23 protein-coding genes are annotated in these 21,343 nt (G+C 61.4%); 14 read left to right on the forward strand and 9 right to left on the reverse strand.

All coding sequences use genetic code 11. The features are described 5' to 3' along the window. Window positions 1-5: 5 nt before the first annotated feature. Entirely contained in the window at window positions 6-1,460 is a 1,455-nt protein-coding gene (locus tag QU606_RS28770) for a TrkH family potassium uptake protein (protein ID WP_024077102.1), read from the forward strand. On the opposite strand, the gene QU606_RS28775 is transcribed toward QU606_RS28770, so the two are convergent. Beyond that, on the reverse strand, window positions 1,417-2,475 hold the full coding sequence (locus QU606_RS28775) for an AraC family transcriptional regulator (protein WP_069076942.1): 1,059 nt from the start codon (window positions 2,473-2,475) through the stop codon (window positions 1,417-1,419). The two genes, QU606_RS28770 and QU606_RS28775, sit on opposite strands and share 44 nt — an antisense overlap. A gap of 160 nt (window positions 2,476-2,635) precedes the next feature. On the opposite strand from QU606_RS28775, the gene QU606_RS28780 reads away from it, so the two are divergent. From QU606_RS28780 to QU606_RS28790, 3 genes are all read left to right on the forward strand, one after another. Beyond that, the gene (locus QU606_RS28780; protein ID WP_024077104.1) at window positions 2,636-2,947 is read left to right on the forward strand and encodes a DUF962 domain-containing protein; all 312 of its coding nucleotides are present in this window, start codon (window positions 2,636-2,638) and stop codon (window positions 2,945-2,947) included. 363 nt (window positions 2,948-3,310) lie between these two features. Then, window positions 3,311-3,493: a hypothetical protein gene (locus QU606_RS28785; protein WP_024077106.1), complete on the forward strand. Its 183-nt coding sequence runs from the start codon at window positions 3,311-3,313 to the stop codon at window positions 3,491-3,493. A 104-nt stretch (window positions 3,494-3,597) separates the two neighbouring features. Next, window positions 3,598-4,794: an MFS transporter gene (locus QU606_RS28790; RefSeq protein ID WP_024077107.1), complete on the forward strand. Its 1,197-nt coding sequence runs from the start codon at window positions 3,598-3,600 to the stop codon at window positions 4,792-4,794. On the opposite strand, the gene arfB is transcribed toward QU606_RS28790, so the two are convergent. Then, window positions 4,791-5,204 (reverse strand): alternative ribosome rescue aminoacyl-tRNA hydrolase ArfB, encoded by a 414-nt coding sequence (gene arfB, locus QU606_RS28795; RefSeq protein ID WP_024077108.1) that lies wholly within the window; start codon window positions 5,202-5,204, stop codon window positions 4,791-4,793. The genes QU606_RS28790 and arfB overlap by 4 nt on opposite strands. A 69-nt stretch (window positions 5,205-5,273) precedes the next feature. Here arfB and QU606_RS28800 point away from each other — a divergent pair, with 69 nt between their 5' ends. Beyond that, on the forward strand, window positions 5,274-5,648 hold the full coding sequence (locus tag QU606_RS28800; protein WP_024077109.1) for a cytochrome c: 375 nt from the start codon (window positions 5,274-5,276) through the stop codon (window positions 5,646-5,648). An 84-nt stretch (window positions 5,649-5,732) separates the two neighbouring features. Here QU606_RS28800 and QU606_RS28805 read toward each other — a convergent pair whose 3' ends face one another. Then, window positions 5,733-7,154, reverse strand: coding sequence for an amino acid permease (locus QU606_RS28805; protein ID WP_102623785.1), 1,422 nt, complete (start codon window positions 7,152-7,154; stop codon window positions 5,733-5,735). Window positions 7,155-7,800: 646 nt separating this feature from the next. Here QU606_RS28805 and QU606_RS28810 point away from each other — a divergent pair. Both QU606_RS28810 and QU606_RS28815 read left to right on the forward strand, forming a co-directional pair. After that, window positions 7,801-7,938 carry a hypothetical protein gene (locus QU606_RS28810; RefSeq protein WP_003237751.1) on the forward strand — a complete coding sequence of 46 codons (138 nt, stop codon included), beginning with the start codon at window positions 7,801-7,803 and terminating at the stop codon, window positions 7,936-7,938. 73 nt (window positions 7,939-8,011) lie between these two features. After that, window positions 8,012-8,971 carry a leucyl aminopeptidase gene (locus tag QU606_RS28815; protein WP_304997881.1) on the forward strand — a complete coding sequence of 320 codons (960 nt, stop codon included), beginning with the start codon at window positions 8,012-8,014 and terminating at the stop codon, window positions 8,969-8,971. Between the two features lie 190 nt (window positions 8,972-9,161). On the opposite strand, the gene rluB is transcribed toward QU606_RS28815, so the two are convergent. The 5 genes from rluB to QU606_RS28840 form a co-directional block, all read right to left on the reverse strand. Next, window positions 9,162-10,406 (reverse strand): 23S rRNA pseudouridine(2605) synthase RluB, encoded by a 1,245-nt coding sequence (gene rluB, locus QU606_RS28820; RefSeq protein WP_024077112.1) that lies wholly within the window; start codon window positions 10,404-10,406, stop codon window positions 9,162-9,164. 291 nt (window positions 10,407-10,697) lie between these two features. Next, window positions 10,698-11,666 carry an SMC-Scp complex subunit ScpB gene (gene scpB, locus QU606_RS28825; protein ID WP_304997882.1) on the reverse strand — a complete coding sequence of 323 codons (969 nt, stop codon included), beginning with the start codon at window positions 11,664-11,666 and terminating at the stop codon, window positions 10,698-10,700. 12 nt (window positions 11,667-11,678) lie between these two features. Continuing rightward, window positions 11,679-12,377 (reverse strand): ScpA family protein, encoded by a 699-nt coding sequence (locus QU606_RS28830; protein ID WP_172831386.1) that lies wholly within the window; start codon window positions 12,375-12,377, stop codon window positions 11,679-11,681. A 120-nt stretch (window positions 12,378-12,497) separates the two neighbouring features. Next, window positions 12,498-13,127 (reverse strand): L-threonylcarbamoyladenylate synthase, encoded by a 630-nt coding sequence (locus QU606_RS28835; RefSeq protein WP_024077115.1) that lies wholly within the window; start codon window positions 13,125-13,127, stop codon window positions 12,498-12,500. Between the two features lie 13 nt (window positions 13,128-13,140). Continuing rightward, the gene (locus QU606_RS28840) at window positions 13,141-14,004 is read right to left on the reverse strand and encodes a PHP domain-containing protein (protein ID WP_024077116.1); all 864 of its coding nucleotides are present in this window, start codon (window positions 14,002-14,004) and stop codon (window positions 13,141-13,143) included. A gap of 87 nt (window positions 14,005-14,091) precedes the next feature. Here QU606_RS28840 and QU606_RS28845 point away from each other — a divergent pair, with 87 nt between their 5' ends. From QU606_RS28845 to QU606_RS28875, 7 genes are all read left to right on the forward strand, one after another. Beyond that, the gene (locus QU606_RS28845) at window positions 14,092-14,688 is read left to right on the forward strand and encodes a septation protein A (RefSeq protein ID WP_069076936.1); all 597 of its coding nucleotides are present in this window, start codon (window positions 14,092-14,094) and stop codon (window positions 14,686-14,688) included. 1 nt (window position 14,689) lies between these two features. Beyond that, window positions 14,690-14,989 (forward strand): YciI family protein, encoded by a 300-nt coding sequence (locus QU606_RS28850; RefSeq protein WP_024077118.1) that lies wholly within the window; start codon window positions 14,690-14,692, stop codon window positions 14,987-14,989. A 106-nt stretch (window positions 14,990-15,095) separates the two neighbouring features. After that, window positions 15,096-15,503 (forward strand): translation initiation factor 2, encoded by a 408-nt coding sequence (locus QU606_RS28855; protein ID WP_024077119.1) that lies wholly within the window; start codon window positions 15,096-15,098, stop codon window positions 15,501-15,503. Window positions 15,504-15,510: 7 nt separating this feature from the next. Continuing rightward, complete coding sequence (locus tag QU606_RS28860; RefSeq protein ID WP_024077120.1) at window positions 15,511-16,188, forward strand: response regulator transcription factor; 678 nt, start codon at window positions 15,511-15,513, stop codon at window positions 16,186-16,188. 236 nt (window positions 16,189-16,424) lie between these two features. Next, window positions 16,425-16,889 carry an LTXXQ domain-containing protein gene (locus QU606_RS28865; protein ID WP_024077121.1) on the forward strand — a complete coding sequence of 155 codons (465 nt, stop codon included), beginning with the start codon at window positions 16,425-16,427 and terminating at the stop codon, window positions 16,887-16,889. A 67-nt stretch (window positions 16,890-16,956) separates the two neighbouring features. Further along, window positions 16,957-18,300: a HAMP domain-containing sensor histidine kinase gene (locus QU606_RS28870; RefSeq protein ID WP_024077122.1), complete on the forward strand. Its 1,344-nt coding sequence runs from the start codon at window positions 16,957-16,959 to the stop codon at window positions 18,298-18,300. 40 nt (window positions 18,301-18,340) lie between these two features. Continuing rightward, on the forward strand, window positions 18,341-19,690 hold the full coding sequence (locus QU606_RS28875) for a CoA transferase (protein ID WP_304997883.1): 1,350 nt from the start codon (window positions 18,341-18,343) through the stop codon (window positions 19,688-19,690). Window positions 19,691-19,895: 205 nt separating this feature from the next. Here QU606_RS28875 and arcD read toward each other — a convergent pair whose 3' ends face one another. Beyond that, on the reverse strand, window positions 19,896-21,323 hold the full coding sequence (gene arcD, locus QU606_RS28880) for an arginine-ornithine antiporter (RefSeq protein ID WP_024077124.1): 1,428 nt from the start codon (window positions 21,321-21,323) through the stop codon (window positions 19,896-19,898). Window positions 21,324-21,343: the final 20 nt, after the last annotated feature.

A 21,343-nucleotide genomic window follows, 5' to 3' on the forward strand; every position in this document is an offset into this window, starting at 1 on the left:
ACTTCATGGCGTTGCCGACCCTACGCATCATCGGTTTCATCATCGGCATCTTCCTGATCACCCTCGCGATCGCCATGGTTGTGCCCATGGCCACCCTGGTGCTGTTCGAGCGCACCCAAGACCTGCCTTCGTTCCTGTGGGCCAGCCTGATCACCTTTGTCGCCGGCCTGGTCCTGGTAATCCCCGGGCGCCCGGAGCATGTGCACTTGCGGCCCCGAGACATGTACCTGCTGACCGTCAGCAGTTGGGTGGTGGTGTGCATCTTCGCCGCGCTGCCCTTTTTGCTGACCCAACACATCAGCTACACCGACTCCTTCTTCGAAAGCATGTCCGGTATCACCGCCACCGGTTCCACGGTCCTGAGCGGGCTGGACAGCATGTCGCCGGGCATCCTGATATGGCGCTCGCTGCTGCACTGGCTCGGCGGTATCGGCTTTATCGGCATGGCGGTGGCGATCCTGCCGCTGCTGCGCATCGGTGGCATGCGCCTGTTCCAGACCGAATCCTCGGACCGCTCGGAGAAGGTCATGCCGCGTTCGCACATGGTGGCGCGGCTGATCGTGGCGGCATACGTAGGCATCACCATCCTCGGCAGCCTGGCGTTCTGGTGGGCCGGGATGGGCTTGTTCGATGCGATCAACCATGCGATGTCGGCGATTTCCACCGGCGGTTTTTCCACCTCCGATGAGTCCCTGGCCCACTGGAAACAGCCGGCCGTGCACTGGGTGGCGGTGGTGGTGATGATCCTCGGCAGCCTGCCGTTCACCCTGTATGTCGCCACGTTGCGCGGCAACCGCCGGGCGTTGATCAAGGATCAGCAGGTGCAGGGGCTGCTCGCCTTGTTGTTGGTGACCTGGCTGGTGCTCGGCACCTGGTACTGGTGGACCACCAACCTGCATTGGCTGGATGCCCTGCGCCATGTGGCGCTGAACGTGACGTCGGTGGTTACGACGACGGGCTTTGCACTGGGGGACTACAGCCTGTGGGGCAACTTCTCACTGATGCTGTTTTTCTACCTGGGCTTTATCGGCGGCTGCTCGGGGTCCACGGCGGGCGGAATCAAGATCTTCCGTTTCCAGGTCGCCTATATCCTGCTCAAGGCCAACTTGAACCAACTGATTCACCCGCGCGCGGTGATCAAGCAGAAGTACAACGGCCACCGCCTCGACGAAGAAATCGTACGCTCGATCCTCACGTTCTCGTTCTTCTTCGCGATCACCATCTGCATGATCGCCCTGGCCTTGTCGTTGCTGGGCCTGGATTGGATGACCGCCCTGACCGGCGCCGCCAGCACCGTGTCCGGCGTAGGCCCGGGCCTGGGAGAAACCATCGGCCCGGCCGGCAACTTCGCCAGCCTGCCGGATGCGGCCAAGTGGATTTTGTCGCTGGGCATGTTACTGGGCCGGCTGGAGATCATTACAGTCTTTGTTCTGTGTATTCCTGCGTTCTGGCGTCACTGACCGTCGAGGTTTCCAACAGACGCGCCCGGTATTCGCCGGGCGTGCTATCGAACCAGCGGCGAAACGCGCGAAAGAAGTTGCTCGGGTCAGCAAACCCCAACAGGTAGGCAATTTCCAGCAGGGTCATGCTCGGCTGCGCCAGGTATTGCTCGGCCAGTTCGCGACGGGTGTCGTCGAGCAAGGTCTGGAAACTGGTGCCCTCCTCCTGCAAACGCCGTTGCAAGGTGCGCTGGGACAGGTGCAGGGTCTGGGCCACCACTTCGCGCTTGGGCTCACCCTGGGGCAACAGGCGGCACAGTACCTGCCGAGCCTTGTGGGTCACACGGCTTTCCGAGAAGCGCGCCAGGTATTCACCGGCAAACCGATCATGCAACAGCGCCATGGCCTCGTTAGCGGTGGGCAGCGGCGCGTCCATGTCGGCGCGCTCGAAGATCAACGCGTCGTAGGGCGCGTCGAACTCCAGTGGGGCATGGAACGCTTGCCTGTAGGGCGCCAGGTTCGCGGGCTGCTCGCCTTGCAACAGCACCTTGCGCGGTTGCAGGGTGCGACCGGTCAGCCAGCCGCACAATGCCAATGCACAGGCCAGCGACGCTTCGGCGCTTTGCCGGGTCGGTGGCAGGTGATCGCCATGAACCGTGAGGATCAGCGCATAACCTTCGGGTAACAGGCGGAAACTCAGGTCGGCACTTTCGGCAATGATGCGCTGGTAACGCACCAGGCGCATAAAACCTTCGGCCAGGGTGTTACTGGACATCAGCGCATAGCCGGCCACATGGAACGACGCCGGGCGCACCACCTTGCCCATGTTCAGGCCGATCGCGGGGTTGCCCGATAACTCAACCGCGCGCTGCCAGAGCCGCGTCATGGAGTCTTGCGGAAAACGCGCATCGGGATCGTTGAGGGCGGCGTAGTCCAGGCCCAGTTGCTGGAACAAGGCACGGCAATCCAGGCCGTCCATTTCCAATGCCTTGACTATCCCCATCGCCCAGCTTGCAGAAGTTGTTCGTTCGCTCATGGCGTCTTCTTAAAAAAGCAGGCTCAACCAGCAGCCAGGAAGCCAAGGATACTAAAGTGGCATCTATTGTCACTGGCTGTTACCACTGATCACTCTAGACTCAAATAAGCTCCCCGCCGAACATCTGTTGGGCGGCATAACAATCAAAGGGCCGCCCGTCGTGCAAAACATCAAGCGATTCAACAGCTTTGCCGAGTTCTACCCCTATTACCTGGCGGAGCACGCCAACAGCACGTGCCGGCGCCTGCACTTCATCGGGACCACGCTGGTGATTGGCTTTTTGGCGTATGCGGTGGGCAAAGGCTCCCTGGGCCTGTTGCTGGCGGTGCCCATCGCCGGCTATGGCTTCGCCTGGGTGGGCCACTTCTTCTTCGAAAAGAATCGGCCGGCGACCTTCCAGCACCCGTTCTACAGCCTGCTGGGGGATTTCGTGATGTACCGCGACATGATCCTCGGCAAGGTGCCGTTCTAGCCGTGCGGCCTCTTGTCACTTGCGTAAAAAAATCAAGGCTCGCACATCCGTCGATATAAAAGTCTTTTTGTCATTTACAGTGCTGTATCCTGCCAAGGCTTTTTGAGAGCGCGGAATCACCTGCGATTGAAAACCACAGACCTTGCGAGGAGCGACGACGATGCACGAGATACCTAATCTCCCCTTCCCAAGCCTGCACGAAACTGAGCAGCCAACCCCGCAGCAGGCCAGCGCGAAGCAGCCTGAGGCCAAAGAAGCAAAACCAGTCGACAGCAAAAGCCAGGACTGACGCCGTACCAGACCGTGTGGAAAGCGCACCTTTGAGCGCTTTCCACACTGCCTGAATTGCCCGAGATCCCCACCATGACCGATACCCCTCCCGACAGCCGCGACACCGCCGTGCTTGATACGGCCTTGCAGATGGTCGACGTCTGGAACCGCCTCAGCGCAGACAAACAAGCCGTTTTGCTCAAGCGCTTCGGTACCCAGGAAAATGCGCTGGCCGCCCTGGTCACCACCCAATTGCTGGCCCCCGCTCGAGCCTGAGGTCTTTTTGATCTGAGGTTTTTGCGTTTTACCGCCCTGCGCGGACCAAAGCCCCGGTATCATTAGCAGCCTATCTTTACCTGCTGCGACAGTGGACCTCTCCCATGCCAGATACCCAGCGCCCCATGGCGGTCACGCTGCAAGTTGTTTCCATCGTGTTGTTCACCTTCATCGGCTACCTGAACATCGGCATCCCCCTCGCCGTATTGCCCGGCTATGTCCACAGTGAACTGGGCTATGGCGCGGTGATCGCCGGGCTGGTGATCAGCGTGCAATACCTGGCCACCTTACTGAGCCGCCCCTACGCCGGGCGCATCATCGACAACCTGGGCAGCAAGCGTGCGGTATTGATCGGGCTGGTGGGCTGCGGCCTGAGCGGCGTGTTCATGTTGCTCGCAGCCTGGTTTTCCAGCCTGCCGGCCTTGAGCCTGGGCAGCCTGCTGATCGGCCGCCTGGTCTTGGGCAGTGCTGAAAGCCTGGTCGGTTCGGGCGCCATCGGCTGGGGCATTGGCCGTGTGGGCGCGACAAATACCGCCAAGGTGATCTCATGGAACGGCATCGCCAGCTACGGCGCGCTGGCGGTCGGCGCACCGTTGGGGGTGCTGCTGGTCAGTCATCTCGGGTTGTGGAGCATGGGGGTCAGCATCATTCTGCTGGCGGTCATCGGCGTCGCCCTGGCCTGGCCCAAGGAAGCGGCGCCGATTGTGGCCGGGGTGCGCCTGCCGTTCATGAACGTGCTGGGTCGGGTCCTGCCCCACGGTTGCGCGCTGGCCCTGGGCTCCATCGGCTTTGGCACCATCGCCACCTTTATCACCCTGTACTACACCACCCAGCACTGGGATAACGCGGTGTGGGCCTTGAGCCTGTTCGGTGCCAGCTTTATCGGCGCCCGCCTGTTGTTCGGCAATTTGATCAACCGGATTGGCGGCTTTCGCGTGGCGATCGCCTGCCTGTCAGTGGAGATCCTTGGCCTGTTGTTGCTGTGGCTGGCGCCGGATGCCCACCTGGCCCTGGCTGGGGCGGCGTTGAGCGGCTTCGGCTTTTCCCTGGTGTTCCCGGCGCTCGGGGTGGAGGCGGTCAACCTGGTGCCCGCGTCCAGCCGGGGTTCGGCGGTAGGGGCTTACTCGTTGTTTATCGACTTGTCGCTGGGGATTACCGGCCCGCTGGCCGGGGCCGTGGCGGCAGGCTTCGGCTTCGCCTCGATCTTCCTGTTCGCCGCCCTTGCCGCCCTGGGAGGGTTGCTGCTGAGTGTCTATCTGTACCGGCAAGCGCCCAAGGCCCGTGAGTCGCGCGGTGCCTAGAAATCGACCTTGCCGCGCCCGGCCTTGATGCTGCCGCGTTTGGTCTTGGATTCCAGGCGGCGCTTCTTCGAACCCAGCGTGGGCTTGGTGGGGCGGCGCTTCTTCTCGACCTTGGTGGCGCTGAGGATCAACTCCACCAGGCGCTCCAGCGCATCGGCGCGGTTCTGCTCCTGGGTCCGATATTGCTGGGCCTTGAGCACCAGCACCCCTTCGCTGGTGATCCGACTGTCACGCAGCGCCAGCAACCGCTCCTTATAGAAGTCCGGCAACGACGATGCTGGAATATCAAACCGCAGGTGCACCGCGCTCGACACCTTATTGACGTTCTGACCACCGGCGCCCTGAGCGCGGATGGCAGTCAGCTCGATCTCGGCATCGGGTAGCTGCACATTATTGGATATCACCAGCATCGATCAAAAACCTTAGGCAACGGACACGCCCAACTCGGACAACAACATCAACAACAAGGACGCATGAACATGAAAATACTATTGATCATTTTGCTCGGCACCTTATCACTCATTCAAACGCCACTGTCCCTTGCAGACAATACCAATGGCAAAAACCTCTATTCACAGCGATGCGCCATGTGCCACGGGCCAGACCTCAAGGCAACGGGGCCGTTGGCCAAGAAAAGCAACCCGCCCACACCTGACCTTACAACCCCGGCCTTCAAAAAACGGCTGGCGGCTTATCCGGGCGTTATTGTGTCTTCGGTCATACTCCGCCCGAATGGAGACCTGATCCCAAAAACGCTGCGCGAGAATGGGGTGAAGGTCGCGCCGCATGCCTGGAACGTCAAGGACTTGCGCGACTTGAACGAATACATGAGCGGTGTGATTTCAAAAAGTTGACGACTTCAACATTCAAAAACCCCGCGCCCTGAGTTCCCGACAGCGGAATACAGGGTGCGGGGTTTTCTTTAGACGTGCGCCTGTTTACTTCAGTGTCGCACTCGCTGCGCTCAACGCGGCTTCAGCACTGCGCTTGTTCTTGATCCCGTAACACACCGCCATGAACGCGACCCACACCGGGATCGCGTACACCGACACCTGGATCCCCGGAATCATCAGCATGATCACCAGGATAAACACCACGAACGCCAGGCAGACGTAGTTGCCATACGGGTACCACAACGCCTTGAACAGCGGCACCTGGCCGGTGCGGTTCATGTGCTGGCGGAACTTGAAGTGCGAGAAGCTGATCATCGCCCAGTTGATCACCAGCGTGGCCACCACCAGAGACATCAGCAGCTCCAACGCGTGTTGCGGGATCAAGTAGTTCATCAACACTGCCACCAGCGTGACCGCCGCCGAAGCGAGGATCGAACGCACTGGCACGCCGCGCTTGTCGATCTTCGCTAACACCTTGGGCGCATCGCCCTGCTCGGCCATGCCCAGCAGCATGCGGCTGTTGCAGTAGGTGCCGCTGTTGTACACCGACAGCGCCGCCGTCAGCACCACGAAATTGAGGATATGCGCGGCGGTGTTGCTGCCCAGCATCGAGAACACCTGCACGAACGGGCTGCCGCTGTAGGCATCGCCGGACGCGTTGAGGGTCGCCAGCAGGCTGTCCCACGGCGTCAGCGACAACAGCACCACCAGGGCGCCGATGTAGAAGATCAGGATGCGGTAGATCACCTGGTTGATTGCCTTGGGGATCACGGTGCGTGGCTGGTCGGCTTCGGCAGCGGTGAAGCCGAGCATTTCCAGGCCGCCGAAGGAGAACATGATAATCGCCATGGCCATCACCAACCCGCCGACGCCATGGGGGAAGAAGCCGCCATGTTCCCACAGGTTGCTCACCGAGGCTTGTGGGCCGCCGCTGCCGCTGACCAGCAAGTAACTGCCCAGGGCGATCATGCCGACGATGGCCACCACCTTGATGATGGCAAACCAGAACTCGGCCTCACCGAAGACTTTGACGTTGGCCAGGTTGATCAAATTGATCAGCACGAAAAACGCTGCCGCCGACACCCAGGTCGGGATCTCCGGCCACCAGTAATGCACGTACTTGCCGACAGCCGTCAGCTCCGACATGCCCACCAGAATGTACAGGATCCAACAGTTCCAGCCCGACAGGAAGCCGGCGAAACCGCCCCAGTACTTGTGGGCAAAGTGGCTGAAAGATCCGGCGACCGGCTCTTCGACAATCATTTCGCCGAGCTGGCGCATGATCATGAACGCGATAAAGCCGCAGATGGCATAGCCGAGGATCATCGACGGGCCGGCGGATTTGAGCACCCCGGCCGAGCCCAGGAACAGGCCGGTACCGATGGCACCACCGAGGGCGATCAACTGGATATGCCGATTTTTCAGGCCGCGTTTCAGCTCGCCTGAAGAAGAATGGGGTCCACTCATGAAAAGGGTCTCACGCAAGGTTTGATGATGTTGAATGCACGTTGCTGGCTTGAATTACCGACTCAAGCAGCACCGCTCAAACCCCAGCGCAGGCACCAGGAGTACAGCGTCGTTCTAACGGTCATGCGTCACCTGTTTGTTTTTATCTGTGACGAAATAGAACCCGACTGGCTCGTGGCCAGGCGGAATGATCAGGGCGAGTCACCCTGAGGTCTTGGCCATTTGCGTGGTTACGCAAGGGGGTCACAGTAAAACGCGGCGCATTGTACACCGCTCGACAGCTTCGGGAGGCCGTCGCAGAGCGTGCGCGACAATCTGTCAGGTATTCCTTACAGCTTGGCGAGGCTGAGAAATGCCCGGCCAATATCGTAAATTTATTGTTACACCGCGGAAACCCAGCGTTACAGGCACGCTTATCCGTCATTCAGCAGAAAATTGTCGCCAGGAAATTGCTGACCTGTCGTGTCAGCTAGCCAACTGTTTTTTCTGAATAAATCGACGCCCTGAAAAAACAGAACAAAAAATGCAAATGAAACCGTGTCAATAAATTTTTTGCATTACCAAACACTCTCACCTAGGTTCTTTCACTTGCCCAGCGAAGCCGCTGGCAAGCCGTTCTCAAACAACGTCCTCTAGGAGATACACCATGCAAGCACTGGAAAAAGACCTGGAAACCGAACTGCAACTTGACGATTGGTTTGAAGCACCGACCCACGAGGCAGCCGTTGAAATGATGCAAGCCGACGCCGTTGTGCCCTTTGGCACCGCGATGTGGCCTTTCTAACACGCGGCAGGCATCCGGCAGGTGCTGTGCACGGCACCTGCCCCCTTACCCAAGGCACAGAAGGACATACGTCATGGACAAGGCCCGCGCCGTCGAACACTTTCTCTACTACCTCGCGCATCACCCGGCCCTTATCGGCCTGAGCCGCCCGACCGTGTTACTGGGCCATACCGAACGCTACGACGCCATTGCCCAGGCCATCACCCACGGCAGTGCCGCCCGTTTTAACTTCCAGCTACAACGCCTGGACCTGGCGCCCAGCCACCACCTGGCCCAGGCCATCGAAGCCTGCGACCTGTACCTGTTTCTGTACGACTCCTCGACCTTGCCCAACCCACGCGCCGAAGGCCCGGACTTTATTCGCGCCTTGCATGAGGTCATGGCTGAACACTGGAAGAAATCCCTGCTGTTCAAGGATTACGGCGACTATTTCTACGACACCTTCAGCGTCGAACCGCAGCGTATCGCCGACCTCAATGCCACGCTGATCCGGCGCATGTCCCAGGCCACGGTGCTGAGCTTTACCGACGAACACGGCTCGCGCCTGGAAGCGCCGCTGAGCAGCATCAAGAAGTGGACCAATATCAACGGTATCGGCAACCACGACCTGGCCCCCGGCGAGATCGCTACCCACAGCGAGGCGATCAATGGCCAAGTGCGGTTCATGGGGACCTTCCTCAGCACCATCCCCTTTGCGCGCAAATACGGTGTACTGCAATCACCCTTGGAGTTGTGGATCGAGAACTCGACCATCTGCAGCGTGGCCAGTGAAGTGCCGGGGCTCGCGGAGGATTTCAACAAATACCTGAATGCCAACCCCTCCAACCGCCGGGTGGAAGAGCTGGGGATCGGCACCAATGAGGGGGTCAAGGATCTGTACGCCCGCAATGCCGGGTTCGAGGAGCGCCATTGCGGCTTGCACCTGGGCTTGGGCGGCGGGCAGAAAGGCAGCCATCACCTGGATCTGATCTTTGCCAGTGGGGTCTTGGCCCTGGATGACAAACCGGTGTTTGACGGCACTTTCGCGTTCTGAGCACCGACCTTGAAAAGGATGAAGATCCAAATGTGGGAGGGGGCTTGCCCCCGATAGCGGTGCATCAGTCGCCGGATTGGCAAGCTGATACACCACTATCGGGGGCAAGCCCCCTCCCACATTTTTTGCCTGTATTCCAAGGCAAAAAAAACGCCAACCCTAGGGTTGGCGTTGGTGTGCAGCGCTTACATCACTGCGGCTTCTTGCGACCAAAGCCTGGACGCTGACCGGAACCCGCCGGAGCGCCACGGCGCTTGCCCGACGGCTCGTCTGCGACCAGTTTCAGGCCAGGGCGCTTTTTCGGCGCTGGCTTGGCTGGGCGTTTGGTGTTGGCGCTGTCGGCCGGACGATCCGATGGCGCACCGCGACCGGCCTCACCGCGATTACTGCGACCACCAGCAGGTGCTTCACCACGGCCTGCCGGGCGCGGTGCGCGTGGTGCACGCTCGCCTTCCTGGCGCGACGGAGCCGTTGGGCGGCGCTCGCCTTCGATCTGCGGCTCACGAGAAATACGCCCGCCGGTTGCCGGTGCGTTCAGTGCCGGGCGCAGGGTGCGCGCAACGCGCTCGGTACGGGCCACAGGGCGCGACGATTTACGCTGCATACGCTCGAGCTTGTCTTTGCTCTTGGCGTTCATCTGCGGCATGGCGACCGGCGTCAGGCCAACTTCGGCGCTGAGGATGTCGACTTCGTACTGGCTCATTTCGCGCCAGCGGCCCATTGGCAGGTCGGAGTTGAGGAACACCGGGCCAAAACGCACGCGCTTCAGGCGGCTGACCACCAGGCCCTGGGATTCCCACAGGCGACGGACTTCACGGTTACGACCTTCCATCACCACGCAGTGGTACCAGTGGTTAAAGCCTTCGCCGCCTGGAGCCTGCTTGATGTCGGTGAACTTGGCCGGGCCGTCTTCCAGTACCACGCCCGCCTTGAGGCGTTCGATCATCTCGTCGTCGACTTCACCGCGTACACGCACCGCGTATTCACGGTCCATCTCGTAAGACGGGTGCATCAGGCGGTTGGCCAACTCACCGTCGGTGGTGAACATCAGCAAGCCGGTGGTGTTGATGTCGAGGCGGCCGATATTGATCCAGCGGCCTTCTTTGGGCTTTGGCATCTTGTCGAACACGGTCGGACGGCCTTCCGGGTCGTCACGGGTGCAGATTTCGCCATCGGGCTTGTTGTACATGATGACGCGGCGTACCGATTCGGCAGCCTCTTCACGCTTGATGACCTTGCCATCAATGGTGATTGCATCGTGCAGGTCGACGCGCTGGCCAAGGGTGGCCTCTACGCCGTTGACCTTGATGCGCTTCTGGGTGATCCAGGCTTCGACGTCGCGGCGCGAGCCCACGCCGATACGCGCCAGCACCTTTTGCAGTTTTTCGCCTGCTGGGCCGATTTCCTGGCTGTCGTTCTGGTCTTTGTCGTTCATCTTAAGCACCTCCCGGTGGGTCGATTCAGGCGTGGCCTGAAGAGTGTTGAAAGCGGGGCTTTGGCCGAATACGTCGGCAAAGGGTCGCGAATCATACGCGCATGCTGCGCGTTGCGCATCAGAGACTAGTCGATAAGCGCCAGGTCAGTGGTCTTTCCGCCGACCGGTGGTGCACATCCTGTAGGAGCGAGCTTGCTCGCGAAAAACGCAAGAACACCGCACCCCCCCCAGATTCCCCGCGTTTTCGTTGACGATCTTCGCGAGCAAGCTCGCTCCTACAGGGGGATCGCGTCAGTCTTCTAGCTGACGTCGCTCGTTCTCGATGGCTTCGGCCAGCGCGCGGGCTTCGTCTTCTTCATCGCTCAACGGCGGTTGTTCGAGGGCGGCGACGGCGGCCAGGAGTTTTTCCCGGGCTTCGGCGACGCCGAGGATGTCTTCCTCGGCCTCGGCCTCTGCTTCAGGTTCAGGTTCAGGTTCAGGTTCAGGTTCAATTTCGACCACCGGCTCGGTTTCGACGTTTACCTGGGCGTCCGGTTCGGATGCGCCGTCACGCAACAAGTCGTCGAAGTCGGTCTTGATGCCCTGCTCCATGTCGTCCAGTTCCAGCAACAGGGTGTGGAAGCTGGTTTCGTCCTTTGGCTCCTCCGGCTCGGCGGTGGCATCGGCCAGTTCCTGCAGGCTGGCCGGAACCGGCACGTCGTCGAAGTCGAGCACCGGCTCGGCTTCCATCTCGCGCAGTTCGGCGAGCGGCGGCAAGTCGTCGAGGTTTTTCAGGTTGAAGTGGTCGAGGAATGCCTTGGTAGTGGCGAACATCGCCGGCTTGCCGGGCACATCGCGGTAGCCAACGATGCGAATCCACTCACGCTCCAGCAGCGTCTTGACGATATGGCTGTTGACCGCCACGCCGCGCACGTCTTCGATTTCGCCCCGGGTAATCGGCTGGCGATAGGCAATCAGCGCCATGGTCTCGAGCATCGCGCGGGAATAGCGCTGCGGGCGTTCTTCCCACAAGCGGCCGACCCACGGGGAAAACTGCTCACGGATCTGCAGGCGGTAACCCGACGCCACTTCGCGCAGTTCAAAGGCGCGGCCATCGCAGGACTTGCGCAAAATCTCCAGCGCCTTTTTAAAGACCGGGGGTTCAGGGCGCTCGGCTTCTTCAAAAAGTTCGAACAGGCGCTCCAGGGATTGCGGCTTACCCGAGGCCAGGAGAAAGGCCTCCAGCAACGGGGCCAGTTCGCGGGGTTCAGTCAGATTCATCGATTCAGCTCTTTATTCGGCTCGCGCCCGCACGTGGATAGCCGCAAAAGGCTCATTCTGGACCAACTCGACCAAGGACTCCTTGACCAGTTCGAGGATCGCCATAAAGGTCACCACCACCCCCAGGCGCCCTTCTTCGGCTGTGAACAGCTCGACAAACGGCACGAAGCCACCGCCCTTGAGGCGTTCGAGCACGTCGCTCATGCGCTCGCGGGTCGACAGGGCCTCGCGGCTGACCTGGTGGTGTTCAAACATATCGCCACGGCGCAGCACCTCGGCCATGGACATCAGTAACTCTTCCAGGCTCACGTCCGGCAGCAATTTGCGCGCTCGGGCCTCCGGGGCGTCGAGCTTGGGCACCAGCACATCGCGGCCCACGCGGCTGAGGCCGTCGATGCCTTCGGCGGCGGCCTTGAAGCGTTCGTACTCCTGCAAGCGGCGGATCAGTTCGGCACGCGGGTCGTCTTCTTCAGCCTCGACGGTTTCCGAACGCGGCAGCAGCATGCGCGACTTGATCTCGGCGAGCATGGCAGCCATCACCAGGTACTCGGCGGCCAACTCCAGGCGCACCGACTGCATCAGCTCGACATAGCCCATGTACTGGCGGGTGATTTCCGCCACCGGAATGTCGAGGATGTTGATGTTCTGCTTGCGGATCAGGTACAGCAGCAAGTCCAGCGGGCCTTCGAAGGCGTCAAGGAAGACTTCCAGGGCGTCCGGCGGGATGTACAGGTCCAGCGGCATTTCCATGACCGCCTGGCCGTACACCATGGCGAACGGCAGTTCCTGTTGGGCGCCGGCCTGGCTGTCGACGGTTTCCACGGCCGACATTCAGGCCTCGACCATAAACGGAGTCGGGTCACCGCAGCCGACACGCACCACTTCCGGCTCGCCGTCGGCCAGGTTGATCACGGTGGAGGCTTTGTTGCCGCCATAACCACCGTCAATGATCAGGTCGACGTGTTTTTCCAACAGGCGGCGCATTTCGTAGGGGTCGTATAGCGGCTCGGCTTCGCCGGGCAGGATCAACGACACGCTCATCAACGGCTCACCCAGCTCGGCCAGCAGGGCCAGGGCAATGGGATGTTCCGGCACGCGCAGGCCGATGGTGCGCTTCTTGGGGTGCAGCAGCAGGCGCGGCACTTCGCGGGTGGCGTTGAGGATAAAGGTGTAGGGCCCCGGCGTGTGGGCCTTGAGCAGGCGGAAGGTGCCGGTGTCGACCTTGGCGAACAAGCCCAATTGGGACAGGTCGCTGCAAATCAGTGCGAAGTTGTGGTTCTTGTCCAGGCCCCGCAGGCGCCGGACACGCTCGACCGCGTTCTTGTCGCCAATCTGGCAACCAATGGCGTAGGACGAATCCGTTGGATAGATCACCACGCCGCCGGCGCGGATGATCTCCACAGCCTGCTTGATCAGGCGCGCCTGGGGATTTTCCGGATGAATCTGGAAGAATTGACTCACGTGTTCTACCTGTTCAGACGGTGGCAGTAATGGGGTCATGCTTGAATCGCCCCCACAAGAGCGGCAAGTCTTCCGGGACGGGGCGATACTCGCCAATCTCGGACCAGCCGCCTGGGCCATGAAAGTCACTGCCGGCACTGACCAGCAGACCAAATTCGCGGGCAAGAATCGCCAGGCTGCCAACCTGTTCGGCGGGTTGATGCCCGTTGACCACTTCAATCGCGTGGCCGCCCGCACCAATATAGTCGCCAATCAGCTTGCGGCGCTTGCTGCGGGTGAAATCGTAATGCCAGGGATGTGCCAGGCTGACCCAGGCCCCGGAGGCCCGCAGGGTCTCGACGGTGTCTTCCAGGGTTGGCCAGTGTTGCTTGACGTCGCCCAACTTGCCGGCGCCCAGCCATTTGCGAAAAGCTTCGGCGCGATCCCTGACAAACCCTTCACGCACCATCCAGTCGGCAAAATGCGGACGGGCCGGCGCGTTGCCGCTGTCACCCAGTTCCTGCTGGATGGCCCGGGCGCCGTCGAGGGCGTTGGCCATGCCTTTAAGGCCGAGCTTGCGACTTATTTCTTCGGACCGCAGCCAACGGCCATCGTGCAATTGGGCGATGGCCTCGACCAACGCCGGGGCTTTTTGATCGAAGCCATAGCCCAGCACATGAATAGTGGCGCCCCCCCAGGTGCAGGACAATTCCACACCGTTGACCAGTTGCATGCCCAGGGCATGCGCCGCCTCGCGGGCTTCATCGAGGCCTTCGAGGGTGTCGTGGTCGGTCAACGATAGGACTCGCACGCCTTTTTCAAACGCACGCGCAACCAGTACCGCGGGCGCCAGGGCGCCGTCGGAGGCCGTGCTGTGGCAGTGCAAATCAACATTCACGGGGGAGTGTAACCTCAAGTCAGCTGGCGCTTTCGCTACCAAGGATGTTTGTTATTATGCCGCCACATCCAGCTTCTGGCTCTTACTGTGAAACAATTCATCGACTTCATCCCGCTGTTGCTGTTTTTCATCGTTTACAAACTCGACCCCAGGGTCATCGATCTCGCCGGCCATGAGCTGACCGTCGGAGGCATCTACAGCGCCACCGCGGTGCTGATCATCAGCTCCATTGTGGTCTACGGCGCCATCTTCATCTCCCAGCGCAAACTGGAAAAAAGCCAATGGCTGACCCTGGTGGCGTGCCTGGTCTTCGGTAGCCTGACCCTGGCCTTCCACAGCGAAACCTTCCTTAAATGGAAAGCCCCGGTGGTGAACTGGCTGTTTGCCCTCGCATTCATCGGCAGCCACTTCATCGGGGATCGCCTGCTGATCAAGCGGATCATGGGCCATGCATTGACCCTGCCGGAGCCGGTCTGGACCCGCTTGAACGTGGCCTGGATCGTGTTTTTCCTGTTCTGCGGCGCCGCCAACCTGTTCGTGGCCTTTACCTTCCAGGACTACTGGGTCGACTTCAAAGTGTTCGGCAGCCTGGGCATGACCGTGCTGTTCCTGGTCGGTCAGGGCATCTACCTGTCGCGTCACCTGCATGACACCGACCCCACCACGCCGAAAACCGAGGATTGACATGCTCTACGCCATCATTGCTACCGATGTTGCCAACTCGCTGGAAAAACGCCTGTCCGTGCGCCCGGCCCATGTCGAGCGCCTGAAAGTGCTGCAAGCCGAAGGCCGCATCGTGCTGGCCGGCCCGCACCCGGCCGTTGACAGCAACGACCCGGGCGACGCCGGTTTCACCGGCAGCCTGATCGTCGCCGAGTTCGCTTCCCTGGCCGACGCCCAGGCCTGGGCCAAGGCCGACCCCTATGTCGCTGCCGGCGTCTACGCCGACGTCGTGGTCAAACCGTTCAAGCAAGTCCTGCCTTGATTCGGGTCGCGCCGAACCTAATCGGTTCGGCGCACTCCTATTTGCTCATTATTCTCGGTAACCTGCCGACAACGTTCTGAATATTCGTGTGGAATCAGGAGTTCCGATGCGCTTACGTCAGTTGTGTCTGTTGGCAGTGTTAATGATCGGGGCTACGGCCCACGCTGAAGAAACCTCGAACACCGGCAGTTCTACGCCCCTGTCCTTGAGTGCCGGCAGCCAGATCACCGAATTGCAGCAACGTTTGAAAGAAAGCGAACGACTGCGCGAAGAACTGAGCAAGCAACTGCAAACGGCCGATGCGGCCCGCGAAAGCGCTCAACTGAGTCGCTTGCGCCAAGAGAACCAACGCCTGGTCCAGCAACTCAAAGAGACAGAGGGTGGCGGCTTGACCCGATGGCTGACCGAGCAACAGCAATGGTTCGTCACCGGTGGGGCCGTCGCGCTGATCGCCTTGCTGTGCGGGATCTTCGCCAGCGGTGGACACCGTCGTCGTCGACAATGGCTAAATTGAGTGAGTCATGAGCGAGCTGCTACTGATAGATGATGACCAGGAGCTCTGTGAGCTGCTGACCAGTTGGTTGGGCCAGGAAGGCTTCCAGGTACGCGCCTGCCACGACGGCTTGAGCGCCCGTAAAGCATTGGCCGACAGCGCCCCAGCGGCGGTGGTGCTCGATGTGATGCTGCCCGACGGCAGCGGCCTGGAGCTGCTCAAGCAATTGCGCAACGACCACCCGGAGCTGCCGGTGTTGATGCTCTCGGCCCGGGGCGAACCGCTGGACCGTATCCTCGGCCTGGAACTGGGCGCCGACGATTACCTGGCCAAGCCCTGTGACCCCCGCGAATTGACTGCCCGCCTGCGCGCGGTATTACGCCGCAGCCACCCGGCCGCCGTGTCGACCCAGCTTGAACTGGGCGACCTGTGCTTCAGCCCAGTGCGCGGCGTGGTCAGCATTGATGAACAGGAATTCACCCTCACCGTCTCCGAAAGCCGCCTGCTGGAAGCCTTGCTGCGCCAGCCCGGCGAACCGCTGGATAAGCAGGAACTGGCGCAGATCGCCCTCGGCCGCAAGCTGACCCTTTACGATCGCAGCCTGGACATGCACGTAAGCAACCTGCGCAAAAAGATCGGCCCGCACCCGGACGGACGGCCACGGATCGTGGCGCTGCGCAGTCGCGGTTACTACTACAGCCTCTAACCCCCCGCCCCTGTAGGAGCGAGCTTGCTCGCGAAAAACGTCAACGATAATACGGGCGGCCTGAATGCCCGCGCTTATCTTGCGTTTTTCGCGAGCAGGCTCGCTCCTACAGGGTTTTGTCAGTTCGCGACAAAACCCTCTTTACCCAAGCTTTACCCACACCTGACCGCCGCTGACCTTGATCTCCGTAATCTACTCACATCCGGACTCACCGGAATAGAGACAGGAGAATCACCATGCGCAAGACCCTAATCGCTCTGATGTTCGCCGCCGCCCTGCCGACCGTTGCCATGGCCGCGATGCCCGAAGGTCCAGGCCCGATGGGCGGCCCTGAAGGCCACATGATGGGTGGCCCGGGCCACGGCGGTGAACACGGCCCGCGTGGCAAGGGTGGCCCATTCAGCCAGTTGGATTTGAGCAAGGAACAGCGCGAGCAGATCGGCAGGCTGATGGGTGACCAATGGCACGCTCGCAAAGACCTGGTCAAAAAGTACCTGGACAAACTCCCGGCCGCTGACCAGAAAGCCATGCAGGATGAAATCGCAGCCGGCAGACAGAAAACCCAGGCCGACATCCGTGCCGTGCTCAAGCCCGACCAGCAGAAAAAATTCGACGAAATCGTCAAGAAGCAAGAACAGCGCCGTGCCGAGTGGAAGGAATTCCAAGCCTGGAAGGCGCAACAGCCGCAAAAAGCGCAATAATGCGTTAGCGTCACTCCCCCAGCCCAGTGGCTCACGCCACTGGGCTTTTCCTGTTTGAGGGTTTCCTGTGCGTTCATTGTTCTGGCGCATCCTGGCCAGTTTCTGGCTGGCCATCGCCTTGGTTGCCGGGCTGTCGATCCTGCTTGGGCATATGCTCAACCAGGACGCCTGGATTCTCAGCCGCCATCCCGGCCTCAATAACCTGGCCGAAGAGTGGACCCAACTCTACGAAACCCAGGGCGAGGACGCCGCCCAAGACCTGCTGCAACAGCGCAAGCGCCAGTACCACATCGACGTGCAAGTGCTCAACGAAAGCGGCGAGCCCGTGGTGCGCGGCACCTTCCCGCGACGCGCCGCCGCCTTCGAGGCCCGGCAGAACGACAGCAAGGACGGCCACCTGCCCTGGCGGCGCCTGACCGCCGAGTACACCAGCGAAAAAACCGGTGACACCTACCTGCTGATCTACCGCATCCCCCACCCGGAGCTGGATGCCTGGCACCGTAACAGCCTGTTGTGGCCGTTGAGCGCACTGGCGATCGCGCTGGTGGTGCTCACGCTCTTCAGCCTGTTGGTGACACTGTCCATTACCCGCCCCTTAAGCCGCCTGCGCGGTGCGGTGCATGACCTCGGCCAGGCCACCTACCAGCAAAACAGCCTGGCGCAACTGGCCAACCGCCGCGATGAATTCGGCGTGCTCGCCACCGACTTCAACCGCATGGGCGCGCGCCTGCAAAGCTTGATCGGCAGCCAGCGCCAATTGCTGCGCGACGTGTCTCACGAACTGCGCTCGCCCCTGGCCCGCTTGCGGATCGCCCTCGCGCTGGCTGAACGTGCCAGCCCTGAGGAACGGGAAAAGCTCTGGCCGCGCCTGACGCGTGAATGCGACCGCCTGGAAGCGCTGATCAGTGAAATTCTGGTGCTGGCCCGGGTCGATGCCGACAACGCCAGCGCCGAGGAGGTCGACCTTATCCCGCTGCTCAAGACCCTGCAAAAAGACGCCCAGCTCAGCGCACCGGACCAGGTGGTGCAACTGACGGCCGACGCCGACCTGCATCTCAAAGGCTGGCCGACCATGATCGAACGCGCGGTGGATAACCTGCTGCGCAATGCCCAGCGCTTCAACCCACAGGGACTGCCCATCGAGTTGCAGGCCCAACACCAGGGTGAACGCATTCTGATCAGCGTGCGTGACCATGGCCCAGGCGTCGATGCCGAACACCTGAGCCAGTTGGGCGAACCGTTCTACCGCGCGCCCGGCCAGACTGCGCAGGGCCATGGCCTGGGCCTGGCCATTGCCCGTCGCGCCGCTGAACGCCACGGCGGCAGCCTGATCCTGGCCAATCACCCCGACGGTGGTTTTATCGCCAGCATTGACCTGCCGCTGGAACCGGGAGTTGTCACACCGATGTGAGGATCTTCTATAGTGGCCCTTCTCTTACGGAGGGCCTTTGATGACTGACCTGCTGACTCCCATCCAAGCCGCACTCGATCTGCCACAAACCCCGCTGCCCCTGACCGAGGCCGGCGCCCTGCCCTCGACCTTCGCCGTGACCGACCTGGCCAGCGCCAGCATCGGTGCCGCCGGCCAGGCCGTCGCCCAACTGATCCAGCAACAGACCGGGCGCCTGCCCAGTGTGAGCGTGGACCGACGCCTGGCCTCCTTCTGGTTCTCTTCCTCGATTCGCCCGGTGGGCTGGCAAGTGCCGCCACTGTGGGACCCGGTGGCCGGCGACTATGCCAGCGCCGATGGCTGGATTCGCTTGCACACCAACGCGCCCCATCACCGTGCAGCGGCCGAGCGGGTGCTGGGGCGGGCTGCCGACCGCGCCGAAATGGCAGCCAAAGTCACGGCTTGGAACGCCGCCGAACTGGAACAGTCGATTGTCGAGGCCGGCGGTTGTGCGGCGCAGATGCGTGGCTGGCAAGCCTGGCAGCAACATCCGCAGGGCCTGGCGGTGAATGCCGAAGAACTGATACAGCGTCAGGTCTTCGAAAATGGCACCGACAAACCCTGGCTCGGTTCGGCTGCCCGCCCGTTGACCGGCATCAAGGTGCTGGACTTGACCCGCGTATTGGCCGGCCCCGTGGCCAGTCGTTTCCTCGCCGGCCTGGGCGCGGATGTATTGCGCATCGACTCGCCCACCTGGAACGAACCCGGCGTGGTACCGGAAATGACCCTGGGCAAGCGCTGCGCTCGCCTCGACCTGAAAGGCGCTGAAGGCCGACAGGTATTCGAAGCCTTACTCAAGGACGCTGACGTACTGTTCCACGGTTACCGCGCCGATGCACTGGAACAACTGGGTTACACCGCGGGCGAACTGCAACACCTCGCTCCCGGGCTGATTGACGTCAGCCTCAACGCCTACGGCTGGAGCGGCCCGTGGCGCAATCGTCGCGGCTTTGACAGCCTGGTGCAGATGAGCAGCGGCATCGCTGAGGCGGGCATGGCCTGGAAGCGGGCGGATAAACCAGTGCCGCTGCCGTTGCAGGCGCTGGATCATGCCACCGGCTACCTGATGGCGGCCAGTGCAATCCGGGCCTTGGGTGAGCGCTTGGCATCAGGCCGGGGTGGGGCGGCGCGCTTGTCATTGGCGCGCACGGCGAAATTGCTGGTGGATGCGGGGCAAGTACCGGAGCAGGCCGGGTTGCGTGCCGAAGAGCCAAGCGATCAGGGGTTGGTGGTGGAACAAACAGCCTGGGGTCAGGCCCACCGTTTGCTGGCGCCACTGAGCATTAGCGGCACGCCGGTGCAGTGGGATTTGCCGGCTGGGGAACTGGGTTCACACCGGCCTCGGTGGTGACTTGAAGATCGCCATCGGGGGCAAGCCCCCTCCCACGCTCGAGCGCATTTCGAAGGAAATACTCAGTCATCCTGTGGGAGGGGGCTTGCCCCCGATGAGGCCAGCACAGCCACTATCAATCCCCGACCCAGCAATGTCCGCAAATGCCGCGCCGATAGAAAACCCACCATGGCCGCCTTGTCATCGGGCGGCTGATACGCCAGCCTCACAACGACAACACCCCGCTATACAGCCCGTACGCCGCCAACCCCGCACCGGCGATCACGCAGCCGAAAATGCCTTTTTCCACATGGCTGAACAAGGGCTGGCCCTGCTCACGCTTGGCCAGCGCGAACAGAATCACCCCAGGGGCATACAGCAGCGCCGAGAGCAGCAGGTATTTCAAGCCTCCGGCGTAGAGCAGCCACACGGCATAGCCCAAAGCGATCAAGCCAATCAGCAGGTCCTTGATGCGATGGTGCGGGGCGCCTTCATAGGTTTCGCCGCGCCCGCTCAGTAGCACCGCGTAGGCCGCCGACCACAGGTACGGCACCAGGATCATCGACGAGGCCAGGTAAATCAGGGTGGTGTAGGTGCTGTGGGAAAACAGCGTAATCACCAAGAACAGCTGGATCATCACATTGGTCAGCCACAGCGCATTGACCGGCACCTGGTTGGCGTTTTCCTTTTTCAGGAAGGCCGGCATGGTCTTGTCATGGGCAGTGGCGTAGAGGATTTCCGCACAGAGCAACGCCCACGACAGCAACGCGCCCACCAGCGATACCGCCAGGCCGATGCTGATCAGCAATGCGCCCCAGGGGCCGACAATATGCTCCAGCACGCCGGCCAGGGATGGGTTCTGCAATTGCGCCAGTTCCGGCTGGCTCATGATGCCCAGGGACAGCAGGTTCACCAGCACCAGCAGCGCCAGCACGCCAAGAAACCCGATCACGGTCGCGCGGCCCACGTCCGAGCGTTTCTCCGCCCGCGCCGAATACACGCTGGCGCCTTCGATACCGATAAACACGAACACCGTCACCAGCATCATGTTGCGCACCTGGTCCACCACGCTGCCGAATTGCGGGTTGCCCAGGCCCCAGATATCACGGGTGAAAATATCCGCCTTGAATGCCACGGCAGCGATCACGATAAACAGCAGCAGCGGCACGATCTTCGCCACGGTGGTGATCTGGTTGATGAACGCTGCCTCCTTGATCCCACGCAGTACCAGGAAATGCACAGCCCATAGCAGCACCGACGCGCAACCGATGGCCACCGGCGTGTTGCCCTCTCCGAACACCGGAAAAAAGTAACCGAGGGTGCTGAACAGCAACACGAAGTAGCCGACGTTGCCCATCCACGCACTGATCCAGTACCCCCAGGCAGACGAGAACCCCATGTAGTCGCCGAAACCGGCCTTGGCATAGGCATACACCCCGGAATCCAATCCCGGTTTGCGATTGGCCAGGGTCTGGAACACGAACGCCAGGGTCAACATGCCCACGGCGGTGATGCCCCAGCCGATCAATATCGCGCCCACTTCGGCGCGGGCGGCCATGTTCTGTGGCAGGGAGAAGATCCCGCCCCCCACCATCGACCCCACCACCAGGGCAATCAGGGCACCTAGCCGAAGTTTTTGGACCGGTTGAGACATGCAGACTCCTGAATCAATAA

It is taken from the genome of Pseudomonas sp. OVF7 (assembly GCF_030644265.1).
Taxonomy (GTDB): Bacteria; Pseudomonadota; Gammaproteobacteria; order Pseudomonadales; family Pseudomonadaceae; genus Aquipseudomonas; species Aquipseudomonas gorinensis.

Bases quoted from the DNA above. Each gene is read 5' to 3' on its own strand.
- QU606_RS28850 (WP_024077118.1), top strand. From the start codon at position 14,690: ATGCTCTACGCCATCATTGCTACCGATGTTGCCAACTCGCTGGAAAAA.
- scpB (WP_304997882.1), bottom strand. From the start codon at position 11,666: ATGAATCTGACTGAACCCCGCGAACTGGCCCCGTTGCTGGAGGCCTTT.
- QU606_RS28860 (WP_024077120.1), top strand. From the start codon at position 15,511: ATGAGCGAGCTGCTACTGATAGATGATGACCAGGAGCTCTGTGAGCTG.
- QU606_RS28770 (WP_024077102.1), top strand. From the start codon at position 6: ATGGCGTTGCCGACCCTACGCATCATCGGTTTCATCATCGGCATCTTC.
- QU606_RS28875 (WP_304997883.1), top strand. From the start codon at position 18,341: ATGACTGACCTGCTGACTCCCATCCAAGCCGCACTCGATCTGCCACAA.
- QU606_RS28815 (WP_304997881.1), top strand. From the start codon at position 8,012: ATGGACAAGGCCCGCGCCGTCGAACACTTTCTCTACTACCTCGCGCAT.
- QU606_RS28800 (WP_024077109.1), top strand. From the start codon at position 5,274: ATGAAAATACTATTGATCATTTTGCTCGGCACCTTATCACTCATTCAA.
- QU606_RS28775 (WP_069076942.1), bottom strand. From the start codon at position 2,475: ATGAGCGAACGAACAACTTCTGCAAGCTGGGCGATGGGGATAGTCAAG.
- arcD (WP_024077124.1), bottom strand. From the start codon at position 21,323: ATGTCTCAACCGGTCCAAAAACTTCGGCTAGGTGCCCTGATTGCCCTG.
- QU606_RS28785 (WP_024077106.1), top strand. From the start codon at position 3,311: ATGACCGATACCCCTCCCGACAGCCGCGACACCGCCGTGCTTGATACG.
- QU606_RS28790 (WP_024077107.1), top strand. From the start codon at position 3,598: ATGCCAGATACCCAGCGCCCCATGGCGGTCACGCTGCAAGTTGTTTCC.
- QU606_RS28805 (WP_102623785.1), bottom strand. From the start codon at position 7,154: ATGAGTGGACCCCATTCTTCTTCAGGCGAGCTGAAACGCGGCCTGAAA.
- arfB (WP_024077108.1), bottom strand. From the start codon at position 5,204: ATGCTGGTGATATCCAATAATGTGCAGCTACCCGATGCCGAGATCGAG.
- QU606_RS28865 (WP_024077121.1), top strand. From the start codon at position 16,425: ATGCGCAAGACCCTAATCGCTCTGATGTTCGCCGCCGCCCTGCCGACC.
- rluB (WP_024077112.1), bottom strand. From the start codon at position 10,406: ATGAACGACAAAGACCAGAACGACAGCCAGGAAATCGGCCCAGCAGGC.
- QU606_RS28855 (WP_024077119.1), top strand. From the start codon at position 15,096: ATGCGCTTACGTCAGTTGTGTCTGTTGGCAGTGTTAATGATCGGGGCT.
- QU606_RS28810 (WP_003237751.1), top strand. From the start codon at position 7,801: ATGCAAGCACTGGAAAAAGACCTGGAAACCGAACTGCAACTTGACGAT.